The sequence below is a fragment of the Acinetobacter pittii ANC 4050 genome (genome assembly GCF_000399685.1).
Lineage (GTDB): Bacteria > Pseudomonadota > Gammaproteobacteria > Pseudomonadales > Moraxellaceae > Acinetobacter > Acinetobacter pittii_E.
This window is the reverse complement of sequence record NZ_KB976987.1, coordinates 715667-730124: the sequence shown is the minus strand read 5'-3', so window position 1 is coordinate 730124 and position 14458 is coordinate 715667. Positions and strand designations below refer to the sequence as shown.

General features: G+C 34.3%; 11 protein-coding genes and 1 pseudogene. 6 read left to right on the top strand and 6 right to left on the bottom strand.

Annotated features, from left to right (window positions below; translation table 11 throughout):
- Positions 1-41 precede the first annotated feature (41 nt).
- Positions 42-545: a peptidase associated/transthyretin-like domain-containing protein gene (locus tag F931_RS07345; RefSeq protein ID WP_025470289.1), complete on the bottom strand. Its 504-nt coding sequence runs from the start codon at positions 543-545 to the stop codon at positions 42-44.
- Positions 546-1293: 748 nt separating this feature from the next.
- Between F931_RS07345 and F931_RS07340 the strand changes: the two genes are divergently transcribed.
- The 4 genes from F931_RS07340 (at position 1294) to uspA (ending at position 5434) form a co-directional block, all read left to right on the top strand.
- The gene (locus tag F931_RS07340; RefSeq protein ID WP_016140756.1) at positions 1294-1758 is read left to right on the top strand and encodes a MarR family winged helix-turn-helix transcriptional regulator; all 465 of its coding nucleotides are present in this window, start codon (positions 1294-1296) and stop codon (positions 1756-1758) included.
- A gap of 196 nt (positions 1759-1954) precedes the next feature.
- Positions 1955-2170 carry a hypothetical protein gene (locus F931_RS07335; protein ID WP_016140755.1) on the top strand — a complete coding sequence of 72 codons (216 nt, stop codon included), beginning with the start codon at positions 1955-1957 and terminating at the stop codon, positions 2168-2170.
- 583 nt (positions 2171-2753) lie between these two features.
- Positions 2754-4844, top strand: coding sequence for a sensor domain-containing protein (ykoW, locus tag F931_RS07330; protein ID WP_016140754.1), 2091 nt, complete (start codon positions 2754-2756; stop codon positions 4842-4844).
- Positions 4845-4990: 146 nt separating this feature from the next.
- Entirely contained in the window at positions 4991-5434 is a 444-nt protein-coding gene (uspA, locus tag F931_RS07325) for a universal stress protein (protein WP_016140753.1), read from the top strand.
- A 53-nt stretch (positions 5435-5487) separates the two neighbouring features.
- Here uspA and gdhB read toward each other — a convergent pair whose 3' ends face one another.
- Entirely contained in the window at positions 5488-6927 is a 1440-nt protein-coding gene (gdhB, locus tag F931_RS07320) for a glucose/sorbosone family PQQ-dependent dehydrogenase (RefSeq protein WP_016140752.1), read from the bottom strand.
- A 404-nt stretch (positions 6928-7331) separates the two neighbouring features.
- Between gdhB and F931_RS07315 the strand changes: the two genes are divergently transcribed.
- Positions 7332-7964, top strand: a complete 633-nt coding sequence (locus F931_RS07315; RefSeq protein ID WP_016140751.1) for an SOS response-associated peptidase family protein — start codon at positions 7332-7334, stop codon at positions 7962-7964.
- Between the two features lie 226 nt (positions 7965-8190).
- Positions 8191-9645: a SulP family inorganic anion transporter gene (gene ybaR / locus F931_RS07310; RefSeq protein ID WP_016140750.1), complete on the top strand. Its 1455-nt coding sequence runs from the start codon at positions 8191-8193 to the stop codon at positions 9643-9645.
- A gap of 45 nt (positions 9646-9690) precedes the next feature.
- On the opposite strand, the gene aprA is transcribed toward ybaR, so the two are convergent.
- From aprA to pheP, 4 genes and pseudogenes are all read right to left on the bottom strand, one after another.
- Positions 9691-10869 (bottom strand): S8 family peptidase, encoded by a 1179-nt coding sequence (gene aprA / locus F931_RS07305; protein WP_016140749.1) that lies wholly within the window; start codon positions 10867-10869, stop codon positions 9691-9693.
- Between the two features lie 559 nt (positions 10870-11428).
- Positions 11429-11710 (bottom strand): ubiquitination-like system serine protease family protein, encoded by a 282-nt coding sequence (locus tag F931_RS07300; RefSeq protein ID WP_016140747.1) that lies wholly within the window; start codon positions 11708-11710, stop codon positions 11429-11431.
- 573 nt (positions 11711-12283) lie between these two features.
- Positions 12284-13030 (bottom strand): annotated as a pseudogene (locus tag F931_RS0103695) (alpha/beta hydrolase).
- A gap of 7 nt (positions 13031-13037) precedes the next feature.
- On the bottom strand, positions 13038-14444 hold the full coding sequence (gene pheP / locus F931_RS07295) for an amino acid permease (RefSeq protein WP_016140744.1): 1407 nt from the start codon (positions 14442-14444) through the stop codon (positions 13038-13040).
- Positions 14445-14458 lie beyond the last annotated feature (14 nt).

The following is a 14458-nucleotide window of genomic DNA, read 5'->3' as shown; positions in this document are numbered from 1 at the left end:
AAATTAAAAATTACTTAATAGTTAATTGTCTAAGACTTAACTCATTTAATCTGAATAGCTCTTGCCATAATTTGTGCTGGCACTTCCTCTGCCAACATTATAGTTAAAGTTGGTTGGTTTTGCGATTTAGTAGATAAATTCTGAGATTCTAAAACCGCATTCACATCCTTAGGAGCTAATTTAAACATTGCACCTGTCGCAGGATCTACAATTAAAATACCAATTAACCCGCCAAAAAGAATATTACCAAAATACCACCCACTCAATGTTCCAGTAACTTCTACAGTCTTGCTTTGATAACCTGCTTTACTAAAAGTGACCTGATAGCTTTCTGGTTTGAAATAACCTGCTCCTTTTTTCAAACTTACTGTTGCTGGGGTTTGTCCTGTATGGATTTTTATTCCTTTACGATTTTTAATTTCAATTGTTGCAGATTCTGGAACACTAGTGAAAGTAAGTGTTTGGGAAGAACCAGAAACAATAGTTGCACAACCATTAATTCCCAAAGTTAAAGCAATAAACGAGGTAAGTAGGATTTTTTTCATCATTAAGCCAAAAGATTTATCAATATTTATTGGAATACGCACTATAATAAACGAAACAAAAAATAACAATTAAAATACAATTCATCAGATTAACAATTAAACATTTAGTACAATAAAATTTATAAAAAATATAATTTATAGAAAAAATCCACTCTCTATCATAATTTATGATTTAAAAGTTAATATATAAATTGCTAATAAAAATCAATAACTTATAATAAAAATAATTTTAATTTACTAAATAATAGATGTTTCATGTTAAATGTATGGTAAATTTTATCAATATAAAAATAAAGCAAGACATTGATATATAAAAATATTTATTATTTAAATATATTGATTTTTCATAATTATGACTTTAGAGACAAAAACTTTCTCGTTCAATGCCACGGTCAAATCATAATTTTTTTTCTACGATGCGGTTGCAAGCAATATCGTTCATTTAACGATCAAGCAAGCTTAGATGCAAACTTATATATCGATTCAAAGAGCTTTTGGGACTGCTTTGTTAAGCAGTATTAATTTTCAATACTCTTTGATTATAGAGGAAGAATATTTTTAAGTTCGTGCAAAGATATAGTAATGCTCTATAAAGATAAGGACTATTCAAGGCCATTATCAACTAAAGCTATATAACTTTTGCTCATCAAGTAAAGTCCTGCTATAACTTGCTTGATGAAACTATATTTTTCAACTATTAAAGATAGTTCACCAGGAATGCGATCCACCAAGGTATGGGGAAAAGTCAATGACAAAGAAGTATGCGCGTTTTTTACCTACAACAGAATCTTTTACTCTTGAAGATTTTCCATATTATTGGATTACTCAAGTACATGCTCAATATGTACAAAACATTGATAATGCTTTAAAAAAATATGGTTTAGATAACTCACGTCGACGTATTATGTTGGCTTTAAGCAGCAAGCCCCATGCGAGTGTTTCTGAACTTTCAGATATGATTATTTCAAAAATGTCGACTACTACAAAAATCGTTTATCGATTAAAAGATGAAGGACTGGTTGAAACATATTCCTGCCAGTCTGACGGCCGAATTACCCGCGTAGTACTTACAGAAAAAGGCACTGAAATGATCAACAAGATCAATGATCTAACCAGTGTAGTACTTGAGCAGTCTTTTGAAGGTATTACTCCTTTACAACTCGAAAAAATGATGGAAAGTTTAAAATTACTTTTAAAGAACCTTTCTCGTTAAAACCAAATAAAAACTCTCTTATAGATAACAGTTTAAGCTCTCCTTACGAGAGCTTAATTATTTTAATATTTTGTCTGAGCCATTGAGAGATATAGCAGCCTACATAAAATAATCAATTAACCTTCTATCTGTTGACTTGAGCTTGCAACTCAAGTAGAAATTCTCTTTCAATAACTGAATAGCAAACCCCGGAAAAATGGCTAAAAGAAAATACAAAAGTGATAAGTTTCAAGTACGTCGTATTAACCGTGAATGGTGGGTACTCGAAAAAGATCTTGAATCAAATTGCTATTTAAAACATGAGCAAGTGGCGACAAAAACATTAGCAAACAACTATGCTGATGATTATATCGAACAATACTATATGAACCTGTACATTCAAGAACAGTTGAAAAAACCAGAAACTGTGTAAAAAGCCATTTTGGCTTTTTTTATTTTTAGTAGTTAGAATTTCTAAAAATTATTCATAAAAAAAACCTACATCTTGGGGAAAATGTAGGCTATAAAATGCACAAAAAGGAAATATATATCCTTTTTGACAAAAAGAATTTTACGATAATAGAAGCCTTTATTTTATGTTACTTTTGTAAACTTAATAGTGATTATTGTATTTATTTAAACTGTCTTTAGGATTTCTTTATTTATATAATCTAAAGGAAATTTGATTTACTAGATTTTTTATTTTTCTCGTTTTCTTCTTCTCATCATTAAGTTTATTTGTATTAAGCTAATTATATCAAGCTAGTTATAAGTTTCTGTTTTAATAAGTTTTTTACAAAAATCATCATAAATATTTTTTTAAAGTCAAGAATGCTAAAAACCAATAAATAACAAAAACATAAATTAAATATTGAGTATATAATAATTTTAACAACCCAGTTTTAGTTCAAAAAAAATACACATAAAATTTATTTATACTATTTTGGATACTACAGAAAGATTACAATACCCACTAATAAATAAATTAATCAACTCTCAATCTTTCTAGGCATGTTATGACTTCAATGTCGAACACTACCCAAAAGCATTTTATTGTTGAGCAAATTCCACTACCAACTTGGGTAAGTGATGAAAATGGCTTGATATTATATTGCAATGTAGAGTGTACAGAATATTGGTTGGATACTTTTTCTCCATTGCCAGAGCAATGGTTAGATTTTATATATCCTGCTGATTTAGATGAAGTCAAAAATAGATGGCTCGAAGCAATTCGCCTTCAAAAAAGAATAGAATTAAAATGTCGACTTCTCCAAGTTGGAAATCAATATAGATGGTGCAAACTCTCTATTCAAGCATCTAAGTATCACGGCCCATCTCAAGTTAACGAATGGTATGTAAGCTTTTTAGATATTGATCATGATATCCAAGAACAACAAAACTTGCAGAAGAATATTGAAATACAAAATCAAATGTTAGACATCAGTGAGGATTGCATTAAAGTACTTAATGTAGATGGCACAGTTTCTCATATGAATAAATCAGGATGCCTCGCTTTAGGTATCCCTGTTGACGAAACAGAATTTGGAATGAAATGGCTTGAGTTATTACCACCTCATATCCGTAAGCGTGGACGTGTTGCTTTAAAAAAGGCTCTTCAAGGAAAGGTTGCCCGATTTGCAGGGATGAGCTGTTTACCCAATCAAAACCCTGAGTATTGGGATAATATGCTTACCCCGATTCATCGGGAAAATGGTGAAATTGGACAAATACTTTGTGTCTCACGTAATGTTACCCAACAACATTTGGCAGAAAACCAGCTCAGGAATATGAGTGAGAGAGATGAGCTGACTGGTTTATGTAATCGGCGCTCATTTAAATTTCAACTTAAACGTACCCTCACCTACTCAAAAGACACCCAAACAAGTGTGGGGTTGCTTTTAATTGACCTTGATCATTTTAAACATATTAATGACACTTTAGGGCATAGCGCAGGCGATCATCTTTTAAAAGTTTTATCCAAACGCTTTAGCCATTGTGTCGATGAAGAACGATGTTTTGTTGCGCGATTAGGTGGAGATGAATTTGCGGTTATTATTAATAACCTCAAATCCGAAAATGATGTGCGCGACCTAGCAGCCATTTTACTTCAACAGCTAAATCAACCTATCACCTATTTAGGTAATGTTCTAAATGGTGGCATGAGTATTGGTTGCGCAATTTACCCACAAGATGCCATAGATCAGTCAGGTTTACTTAGTTGTGCTGATATGGCATTACATGACTTAAAAGCACGTGGTCGTGGCGGAATCCGCATGTATGATCCATGCATGATGCAAATGACTGAAACAGTCGCTTCTCAGCTTAATTTAGCACGCCAGTTAATTCGCCATCATACAATTCAGCCCTACTATCAACCTAAAGTAGATTTAAGAACCCATCATGTAGTGGGTTTTGAAGCTTTATTAAGATGGCATACCACATCAGCTCAAAGAGGCTACCCTGCACAAATTGCAGAAGCTTTTAAAGATTATAATTTAGCGAGTAAAATCGGTGAAACAATGCAACATCAAGTTTTACGTGATATCGCAAAATGGATAAATCTTGGTATTACACCCCTTCCTGTTTCCTTAAATGCCGCACCTGTAGAGTTCTTAAGAGATAACTACGCTGAGCGACTTTTGAAAAAGATTAATCAATTTCAAATACCGACACATTATATTGAAATTGAAGTCACTGAGCACATGTTGGGTGATCGAGGTTCAGAGTATGTAATCCGAGCACTGAATAAATTAAAACAGCATGGGGTCCGTATTGCACTAGACGACTTTGGTACTGGTTTTTCATCGCTCACACATATTCGAGATTACCCGATTGACAGTTTAAAAGTAGATTGTAGTTTTATACAAAAGATGCAGCATGACCCATCAATTTATGCAATTGTGCAAGCAATTGGGTTACTCGCTCCAAATTTATCACTTGGGCTTATCGCTGAGGGGATTGAGACGCCTGAACAAGAAGAGCTACTTCGGCAGTTTGGTTATAGTATAGGTCAAGGATTCTTATTTGAATCTGCTATAGATGCCAATCAAGTTATTTCAATACTTAGACAAAATCAACCTTACTTAGAAAGTCATTACAATGCTTAAAGCTAAAAATAGCTAATAAGCTTTTTGGATCTATTCATACTAAAAATAAACAATAACTTTTAAAAAATTGTTCATAATATAGGCATAAAGATAATAATTTGGTGTTTTGCCACCCCACATTGTCACAGGACAATAAGGAGCAATATATGAGTTATCACCATATTTTGGTTCCAGTCGATGGTTCTCCTACTTCACTTATTGCTGTCAATCATGCAGCGGCAGTTGCTAAGGCTTTTGGTAGTAAAGTGACTCTAGTATATGCGCTGACCATAGATCCTTTCATTTCTGTAGAATTTATTGATAGTACAGAATTAGCACAGGATTACTTTAATAAAGCTAGAGCATCTATTCAGACTATTTTAGATCAAGCTAAAGAACAATTTAGCCAGCATGGAATTTCTGTTGAAACAAAAATTGTTGAAGGTCACACAATTCACACAGAAATTATTAAAGCTGCTACCGAGCTAAAAGCAGACTTATTAGTGATTGGTTCTCATGGTCGAAAAGGGTTTAAAAAATTCTTCTTAGGAAGCGTGACTCAAGCTCTTTTAGGAGAAATTCATTTACCGGTACTCGTCGTAACCGAATAGTTTTTCTAAAGCAAAAAACCGATCTATAAAGATCGGTTTTTTAATGGGTAGTGTTATTGAGTCTTATATGTAAACTTAATGAGAGATCCTGGATTTTCTAATGTGTTGGTTACAGAGCCATCATCCTTTTGAACATTCCCAGCAGTGTCAGTTAATACATATAAAACATTCCCATCTGGGCTGGCAATTACATCACGATAACGGTTGTTGCTTTTAAACATTGGCACAGCATCATCATAAGTCGTACTGTAGGTTGGATCTAGCTTGATACGGAAAATAACGCCACGTTTTAAAGATGGAACCAATAATGTATTTTTCCAACCAGAAATAGCTTTTTTACCGCCCTTATAGACGTAAGCAGATGACGGCGCAACTGTTGGCCAGCAAATATAGACCATATCCCCACAAGTTGGGTCATTATAGTTATAGGTATCTTGAACGGTATATAAAGTTTTTAATGGCGGTACAAAGTTTTTACCAGTCCATTCAGATTCTTTCGTTACTGGTACACCTGCGGCTACTTTTACTCCGTTCTGAGCCAAATCCTTAATTGATTTATTGGCGGCTGCCGAATAATTTGCATAAGCATAACCACTATCGTCTTTATAACCTGCTACATTTGGCCAGCCATAGTTTCCGCCTTTAACTATGATGTTAATTTCGTCATCAGAGTTTGGACCTTGTTCAGATTGCAACAATTTACCATTTGGAGTGAATGCTAAGCCCTGTGGGTTACGGTGCCCGAGTGTATAAATATGGCTAACCACCCCGTTAAAACTTGGATTATCTTTTGGAATATTTCCATCAAGATTCAAGCGGAGTACTTTACCCATGTAGGTGTGATAGTCTTTGCCATTCAGCTCTTGTTGAGTCGGCGTGTGTTGTGCTTGATTTGGCAAGAACAAATAAGCAAGTTGGTTACGCCCTTGGTCACCAATCGTATAATAAATCTTTTGATCTGGACCAATGACAAGACGACCTGACTGATGGTCTTTCGATGAAGGTAATCCTGCTAACAAATCGACTGGCTTCTCAAGCGTATCTGTTGACTTGTTATAAGTATAGCGACGAATAATCGTTTGATTCGGTAATTCTTTATCTAGAGATTTCGGATTTTTAAATGTACCTGAAATATAAATATAAGGATTATTTTTAAAGTCAGGATGAAAAGCAAAGCCTAACAAGCCATTTTGCCCATCGGCATCACTTACAATCTCAGGCACCTGAAAAATTGTTTTTACACTGCCCGACTCAGGATTCACTCTTAGAATCTTGCCTGTTGCTCGTTCAGTTAACCAAATTTGATTATCAGGTCCCCATAACAAAGCATGTGGCTTATTTAAGTTAGATAGAATAACTTTCTTATCAAACTTGTCTGTTTTAGCTTGAGCAAATTGAGAAGGAGTAAGAGGAACATCAGCTAATGCTGCATTGAGAGTAACTAACTGAGCAGCGCCCAGTAAGGCAATTTTAGCCAATAAATGTTTATTCATGTGTCCACCTTATAAATTGTCAGAATTTTCCGAGAATTTTTAAACCTTTATTAAAGGCTTTGTACGTCTTCTCTCTATATTTCGTATTATGATGAATAGCAAATTTATTAAAATCCAATTTCCTGAAAGGCTCTGTTGCATAAAAGTAGTTATTAAAAATAAATAAACTCTTTTTAAGATGAGCCCCTTAACTTTACGATTTTTCTATTTATTCACCGTGCTACTCCTTTTATATCTAAATTGCCTTGAAAGCGGCGCAATTTAAATAAACACTTATTAACGAAGTAATTGATTGTTAAAAATTAATACTTAAAGAGACAATTCTAATGAGAAAAATATACATCATAAAAAGATAAAAGTTAGAAGCTGTAATTAAAGAAAAGTTTTATAAGCAAGGCGGCCTTATGTGTGCAAATTTTAAACCTATTAAGAAAAATCATGCCGATCAATTAAATTTATTTGAACCAACTTTTGAATATAAGATGGATATTTTCCCAAGTGATGATTGCCCACTCATTTTATTGAATCAAAATGAGCTTAAGTGGCGAAAAGCTAAATTTGGAATGCTTCCTCCTTATGCCAAAGAAATCGCATTTAAATATGCAACTTATAATGCCAGAACAGAGACAGTACAACAGAAACGCTCTTTTAAACATGCTTGGTTAAATAACCAATTTGCACTTATTCCTGTTGAAGCCATCTATGAACCTAAATACATCAATGGAAAAGCTCATTGGTATGGAATTTTCCGGCAAGATGGGCAACCTTTTACACTTGCAGCGATCTACGAGGAAACACTTATTGATGAACAGAAAGTTAGGTCAATGTCGCTATTAACAATTAATGCTGATCACCACCCTTTTATGAAACAATTTCATAAACCTAATGATGAAAAACGATCCATCATTGTGATACCTGATGATCTGAGGAATGATTGGCTTAATTGCTCTCACACTGAAGCAAAAGATTTTTTCCTAGATATGCCTTCGAATGAGTTTACTTCGATGCCAAAAGCCGAAATGAAAAATTATGATTAACTCGGTTTAGCAAGCTTAGGTTAGTCAACCTTAAAAACTTATGTTATTCTTCGGGCACTTTTAAATGCCTCAAATTTTCTATACCTATGACGCTTACGCCACCTTAAGTTTATTTACGCTTATCTCCTGTAAATAACTCATCACTGTTTAGTGATGTGGTGTAGTCGCTTGTGTTGGTATATCACATCACTAGCCTTTTCAAAATTTAGAACTTAGGCTATTTCTCATGTTAACGAATGTCCGAGAACAATGGTTCTCTAATGTCCGCGCAGATATTCTTTCCGGTCTTGTTGTGGGTCTTGCTTTAATTCCAGAAGCAATTGCATTTTCAATTATTGCAGGTGTAGATCCAAAAGTTGGCCTATACGCCTCTTTTTGTATTGCCGTCATTATTTCTTTTGTCGGCGGTCGCCCGGCTATGATTTCGGCTGCTACGGGTGCCATGGCTTTAGTTATGACAACGCTCGTAAAGGAACATGGACTTCAATATTTATTTGCTGCAACGGTATTAACCGGTGTCATACAAATTTTGGCTGGATATTTTAAACTTGCCAAACTCATGCGTTTTGTTTCCAAGTCAGTTGTTATTGGATTCGTTAATGCCCTAGCCATACTCATCTTTATGGCTCAATTACCAGAATTAATAAGCGTGACATGGCATGTCTACTTACTAGTAGCTATTGGTTTAGGAATTATTTATCTATTCCCCTATATTCCCAAAATTGGAAAATTCTTTCCATCTCCCCTTATCTGTATTGTGGCAGTCACACTACTCGCTATTTTCTTAGGCTTTGATGTTCGAACGGTTGGTGATATGGGTTCACTACCCGACACTTTACCGATATTTCTAATTCCCGATATTCCTTTTAATTTAGAAACACTTCTGATTATTCTTCCATATTCTTTAGCTCTTGCTGCCGTTGGTCTACTTGAATCAATGATGACGGCAACAATTGTTGATGAAATGACAGATACATCTAGTGATAAGTTTCAAGAGTGTAAAGGTCAAGGCATTGCCAATATTGCCTCAGGTTTTATGGGGGGTATGGCGGGTTGTGCCATGATTGGTCAATCAATGATTAATGTAAAATCGGGTGGCCGCACACGTTTATCCACTTTTTGTGCAGGTATATTCTTACTTATTCTCGTTGTATTTTTAAGTGATTGGTTAAAGGTTATTCCCATGGCCGCTCTGGTTGCTGTCATGATTATGGTATCGATTAGTACTTTTGAGTGGAGCTCACTGACTCAATTTAAGAATAATCCTAAAAGTAGTAATGTCGTTATGATCGCAACAGTTATTGTGGTAGTTGCTACCCATAACTTAGCGTTAGGTGTATTAACTGGCGTATTACTTTCGGCTCTTTTCTTAGCAAATAAACTTGAAAATGATATTCGTATAGAAACTTCATTCGAAGATCGAGCTCGTCTATATGAATTAAGGGGTCAAATATTTTTCAGCTCATCTGAAAGATTTATGCAAAGTTTTAACTTTAAAGAAGAAGTTAAAGAAGTCATTATTGATCTCACGCATTCTCATATTTGGGATGTGACTTCAGTTGCCATGCTAGATTCAGTAGTGAATAAATTTCAAAAGAATGGTATTAGGGTAACAGTTCGCGGTTTAAATGAAGCCAGCTCAATCATGATTGATAAATATGGTACTCATGCAAAAATTTAAGAAAGGTCCTTCGGGACCTTTTCTAATTTTACGCCATGCTTCTTATTAAGGAGATTTATATAGCAGCCGGTTTGGACTTCCTGAAGGACTTTTTACCACATTAGTACTTGCTTGATTTAAAAGATTGGTCGAAATGGTCTGAGGTGTTGCGGTAGGTGTACTTTGCAACATTTCAGCAACTACGCCAGCCACATGTGGCGTAGCCATTGAGGTTCCGTTTAAAACTTTAGTTGCTGTATTACTCCCAATCCAAGAAGAGTTAATCTGGCTTCCAGGTGCGAAAATATCAACACAGCTTCCATAATTAGAATAACTGGCTCGAGTATCTGTATTATCTGTAGCAGCAACAGTTATCGCCTTACTTACTCTGGCAGGAGAAGAACTACACGCATCTGTATTAGAATTTCCTGCTGCCACAACCATTACATAACCATTATTAAATAAGTTTTCTACCGCACTATCTAAAGATGTACTCGCTCCACCACCTAAAGACATATTCACGACAGCAGGCTTTTTACCATTTTTCAATATCCAATCTAAACCCGCAATTACGTTACTCGAAGCACCAGATCCATCACATCCTAAAATTCGTATCGGTACCAAACTTACATTCTTAGCAACACCATAAGTACTGCCTCCCACTGTTCCTGCAACATGAGTACCATGACCATTACAATCCGTTGTGCCATTTCCATCAGATATCGCGGTATAACCACTTAATACTCGTCCAGAGAACTGTTGATGTGTAGACAATATTCCTGTGTCAACAATATAAGCTGTTGTACCTGAACCAGTCTGTAAGTATGAATAGGCTGAATTTAAAGGTAAGGTTTTCTGATCAATACGATCTAGTCCCCAATCTGGATTGCTTTGGGTAGTCGCATCAATTTTCATGATTGTGTCATTTTCTACTGAAAGGACATTTGGATTTTTTTTCATGGCTTCAACAAAAGCAGTACCAGCAGCCTCAGGTAGGTAAACAGCAAACCCCTTAAGTACAGTGTCATAAGTCTGCAATACTTTCCCACCATGTTGTTTAGCAATATTTTGTGCAAAATCGTTAGAAGGACCAGCATCTTTATTGAGAATAACAATGTATTGGTTTTTAATGATTCCTTTTGCTTGAGAAGAACTTAATACAGAATTTGTTGTAGCTGGTGCAGCATAAATTAAATGACTCACAGCTATTGTTAAAAGAAAACTCGAAACTTGGCAAAACTTCATAAAAAATCTCCATATCTTTTACTTCAGATATCGTTGTTATGATCAGTACAGTTTTTATATTGAGGGGGTAAATTTTTTAGAAAGGAATTTTTATTATATTCTCCATGTATTATGACCAAGTCATATTTTCATAAAACTTAGGTACATGCAATGCTCTTATCTTTTTTCAATTAAAAGTGAGAACCAATTCAAATAAATTAATAAAGCAAAAATTTTAGATTAGTTGGTTATTTTACTCTTTTATCATTTATATTAGGTAGGATGTATAATGTAAAAATATATAATCATTAAAAATAATATAAATGTAGAAATAATGAGATATGTGCCAGTCGTATTAAAACTCTTTAAAAATTTCCAGATATCCATAAATAAAATATAAAACAGTAAGTTATAGAAATTCTTGCAAATTTCAATATAGCCTTCAACTAAAAGAGATTTACATTTTTTTAAACTATAGATGTTCAATGCCAAAAATGTAAAGTTATATTGCATAAATAATGCTTACTTAAAGTAGCATACAGTCTTTAAAACATTGCATTTAAAATAAATACAAAAATTATTATAATCTATAATTATTTAATTCTAGTTCTGGTAACTCAACCCTACATCCAGCTAAAGGATGTCTACAATTAAGGCTATATTCAATAAAACCATCTTTAATAAAGTAATTACAACAGTCATTTATAGTTATGATTGAATCAAATGTAGGTTTTTCCAAGTTATTATTAAAATCCCATTGGCTTCCATTGGAGAAAGGATAATGTACAGGAATATAATGAAGGTATCCGCAACCAGGACACATATGTTTATACATACCTCCTTCAAAATATTGTATTTTCATAAAGGCTCCTTTATAAATAGAAAAACCAACTCATAAAAGCCGACCAAATCATTTAATTTAAAATTATATATATTATTTAATTACCTACTATAGCTTATTTTTTATATTTAATTTATCAAAACTATATGACAAATTCATGAAGATTTAACAAATTATATTTTTATTTTACTTAACTTATTAAATGACAATTCAATTTAAATAATAGAAACCCAATACAAAGTTATCTATTATTTAATTCAGTTTTATCTTATTAATTTATATTAATTATTAAATAGATATTAATTCATATCTAAGTACAAAACTTTGTCTACCTTATTGTTTTTAAAAATCAATAAAAAAGTCCGTATCTTGGGAAGCTACGGACTTGAAACTCAACTAAACAACAGCTAAACATTTTGCCGCTTAGTGAGAAAGCACTATCTTTTTAATCTAATTAAATTCTTTATTCAGGTCAATAAGAACACACCCTTTCTATAAAAAATACAGCAAGTTGTGAACTAACTCACATTTAGATCCTGATCGCTTAAGTTTATCATTTTATAAAATGATATCTTATATATTATTTTCCGATACCTAGCTTAATATATATCTAAAATAATGCTCTAAAATCGTATAATGATTGATATGAGGTATAAGCTTAAAAGATACTAGCTCCTGATCTCCTCCTTTTTTAATTTCAAAATAATTTTGGCTTTGCCATTTCAACTCAACAAGTTCCAGTTCACCACATAAAATTGAACATGGAATAGTAATTCGATCACTGTAATGAATAGGACTATATTTTAAAATATCTTCACTTGAAAGATTGAGAGCATGATTTAAATGGGTGCTTTGAATAGGTTCAAAATCATAAATTCCACTTAACAACACCATCTCAGAGATAATGGGATGGCCTAATGACAAAGCAGCTAGATGTGCCCCTGCCGAATGCCCAACCAAAATCACCTCGTCGGTTCGCCAGTTTTACTCTCGAATAAAATCGAGAGCTTGATTAACTTGAGAAGTAATATCTGAGATTTTACTTTGTGGTGCCAGATCATATTCTAAAAGCACACACTGTACGCCCTTGGCTAGAACATACGGTACGATAAATGCAAAATCTGACTTATCACACCATTGCCAATAGCCCCCATGAATAAAAATAACAGTCTTTTTCGCTTGCTCTAAAGGAAAGAAATCTAAAGTTGATCTTGGGTTCGGACCATACTGAATATCTGAGATATGGGTGAACTTTTGATAGCTAAGTAAACTTGTCTGTTGAAATCCTGCCAATATTTCATGTTCATTTACTACAGTTCTAGCATTGTCATATAGTCTCATAGGTGTCTCACTTTAATGATTCTTCATGAGCATTTAAAGCAAGCTTGGCTGATGATCGTTTTAAATAATAGAAAAACGTAAGCACAACAACTAATGGAATCCCAAATTGTAAAGTTGACTTGAACTCATTGGTAAACCATGTCGTGACGGTGATACTTAAAATTGCAATTAATCCCAACAGTGAAATTAACTGGCTCGCTGGAACCTTAAATTTTAATTTCTGCCCTTTCCGCGCCATATTTCTTCTAAAAAACATATGGGTAACAAAAATACTGCCCCAAGTGAACAACGCACCAAACATAGATAAAGCAATCATGATCGGGAAAGCAGAGCTCGGATTAATGGTATAAACAATACTCGCGATACCAATACCAACAGCTGACAATAACAATGCGTTAATTGGTACGCCATTGTGACTAATACGGCCGAATAGTTTTGGTGCATCACCTGCTCGTGACAAGCTAAATAGCATACGTGTCGAGATATACAGCATACTGTTCATGGCTGATAAGGCCGCAACAATTACAATAAAGTTTAAAATACTATCTGCATATGGAATACCTACAATTTTCATCACCATCACAAAAGGACTAGTCGCGTCTGCTCCAATTAAAGTTGTCCAAGGAACAAGTGCCACTATGAGAAATAAAGACAGTAAATAAAATAGGATTAAGCGAATTGCAGTACTTTTAAAAGCTTTTTTAACCGCTCTTTCCGGATCTTTAGCCTCACCCGCTGCTACAGCGATCATTTCAATACTTAAATAGCTAAATATTGAAATGATTACCCCAATCCAGACTCCACTCAAACCATGAGGGAAAAAGCCCCCATGCTCGGTTAAATTAGAAACGACCTGAACTGCTCCTCCATGACTTTGAGTCAAAATACCAATTGCTAAAAGAATAAATACAATAATTGCAAAGACTTTTATGGTCGAAAACCAATATTCAACTAATCCAAAAGCTTTAACGCTATATGCATTAACCACAAGTAACGTCAGCGAAAAAAACGCAATCCAGACCCAAGAACCTACCTCTGGAAACCACAATTTCATATAGTCAGCAACTGCTGTAATTTCTGTACCAACCGCTAAGACAATACATGCCCAATAACAATAACGGACTAAAAATCCCGCAAGTGGACTTACATAATGCTCAGCATATGCTCCAAATGAGCCTGATGTAGGGTGCTGAACCGTCATCTCAGCCAAACAAGCCATAATAGCAAATGCGATTAAGCCGCCAATGGCATAACTCACAATGACAGCGGGACCAGCAAAGCTGATTGCAAACTTGCTTCCCATGAACAGCCCTGTACCAATCGCTCCACCAATTGCAATCATTCCCATCTGTTTTGCAGATAATTTCTTATGTAAACCCGCTTCTCGATTTTGTATCTCATCAAAACTGCTCATAGGCCCTCCTAGCC